The organism is Microvirga sp. P4_G7 (assembly GCF_056401005.1).
The window spans coordinates 1-1,681 of the sequence record NZ_JBFUKD010000750.1; the positions used below are offsets into that span (position 1 = coordinate 1).

Annotated in this window: 3 protein-coding genes and 1 pseudogene; all 4 read left to right on the top strand. The window is 62.4% G+C overall.

Features of this window, described 5'->3' with window-relative positions; translation table 11 throughout:
• Positions 1 to 541 (top strand): glycine cleavage T C-terminal barrel domain-containing protein (locus AC1DT3_RS20280; RefSeq protein WP_477467010.1); only part of this gene is annotated, 541 nt, incomplete at its 5' end.
• A 19-nt stretch (positions 542 to 560) separates the two neighbouring features.
• Positions 561 to 935: a glycine cleavage system protein GcvH gene (gene gcvH / locus AC1DT3_RS20285; protein ID WP_477467011.1), complete on the top strand. Its 375-nt coding sequence runs from the start codon at positions 561 to 563 to the stop codon at positions 933 to 935.
• Between the two features lie 12 nt (positions 936 to 947).
• Positions 948 to 1,430 (top strand): OsmC family protein, encoded by a 483-nt coding sequence (locus tag AC1DT3_RS20290; protein ID WP_477467012.1) that lies wholly within the window; start codon positions 948 to 950, stop codon positions 1,428 to 1,430.
• A 12-nt stretch (positions 1,431 to 1,442) separates the two neighbouring features.
• A pseudogene (locus tag AC1DT3_RS20295) lies at positions 1,443 to 1,681 on the top strand (glycine dehydrogenase); the annotation flags it as partial.

Here is a 1,681-nt window from a genome sequence, read left to right on the forward strand (position 1 = left end):
GGGCTATACCGGGGAGGACGGCTTCGAGATTTCGGTGAAGGCCGAAGACGCCGCCAAGCTCTGGCGCTCGCTCCTCGAGGATCCCGAGGTCAAAGCCATCGGCCTCGGCGCACGCGATTCGCTGCGCCTGGAAGCGGGCCTGTGCCTCTATGGGCACGACATCGACACCACCACGTCGCCGATCGAGGGGGGCTTGATCTGGTCGATCCAGAAACGCCGCCGCGAAGAGGGGGGCTTCCCAGGAGCCGCGCGCATCCAGCGCGAGATCAAGGACGGCGCCAGCCGGGTCCGCGTCGGGCTGAAGCCGGAGGGCCGCGCTCCGGCGCGCGAAGGCACCACGATCGTCACGCCTGAGGGCCGCGAAGTCGGAATCGTCACGTCGGGCGGCTTCGGCCCGACCGTCAACGGTCCGGTTGCCATGGGTTACGTTTCACGGGACGTTTCGGCGATCGGAACGGACCTTCATCTGATGGTTCGCGGCAAGCCGGTTCCGGCGAAGGTCGCTTCCATGCCATTTGCTCCGCATCGCTACAAGCGTTGATAATCAAGAGGGATCTCAAATGACCACGCGCTACACCAAGGATCACGAATACATCCGCGTCGAAGGGGATATGGGCGTCATCGGCATTTCCGATTACGCGCAAGAGCAGCTCGGCGACGTCGTCTATGTGGAGCTGCCGAGCGTCGGCAAGACGCTGGCAAAGGGCGCCGAAGCAGCCGTCGTCGAAAGCGTGAAAGCGGCGAGCGAAGTCTATGCGCCGGTGTCGGGCGAAGTACTCGAAGTGAACAGCGAGCTCGAAGGCACGCCCGGCACGGTCAACGAGGATGCGTCCGGCCGCGGCTGGTTCCTCAAGCTCCGCCTGACCAATCCTGGCGAGCTCGACGCGCTGATGAGCGAAGAGCAGTACCAGGAATTCCTGAAGTCGATCTCGTAACGGATCAGCCCTATGGCCCACGAATACAGCGCGACAATCCGTTGGACCCTCGACGGGTCGAACTTCGTCGAGAACCGCTATAGTCGCGGCCATGTGTGGCTCTTCGACGGCGGCATCGAAGTCCCGGCGTCGGCATCGCCGTCCGTCGTGCCGTTGCCGCTTTCGCGCGAGAATGCGGTCGATCCCGAGGAAGCGTTCGTGGCGGCCATCGCAAGCTGTCACATGCTGACCTTTCTCTCGATCGCCGCGAAGAAGCGTTACGCCATCAGCCGCTASGAGGATCGCGCCGTCGGCGTGATGACGAAAAACGAAAACGGCAAGCTGTTCGTCTCGAGGGTGACGCTTGACCCGACCATCGAATTCTCCGGCGACAAGATCCCGACGCCGGAGCAGCTTGCCGAACTCCATCACCTTTCACACCTGGAATGCTTCATCGCGAATTCCGTTCTCACGGATGTCGTGGTCGCAGGCGTTCCTTCGCTTCAAAACGCATAAGGTTTGCCGCTGATGCGCTATCTTCCTCTCTCCGATTCCGATCGCGGCGAAATGCTCGCCCGCATCGGCGTCAAATCCGTCGACGATCTTTTTGCCGACGTGCCGAAAAACGTTCTTCTGAAAGAGCCGCTCGATTTGCCCCGTCGCAAGGGCGAGCTCGACGTCGAGCGCACGCTGCTGCGCATGTCGACGAAGAACGTTCCAGCGTCGTCCGTGCCGTTCTTCGTCGGAGCGGGTGCCTACAAGCACCA

What these genes read in the sequence shown, in the direction of transcription:
- gcvH (WP_477467011.1), top strand. Translation starts at nt 561, where the DNA reads ATGACCACGCGCTACACCAAGGATCACGAATACATCCGCGTCGAAGGG.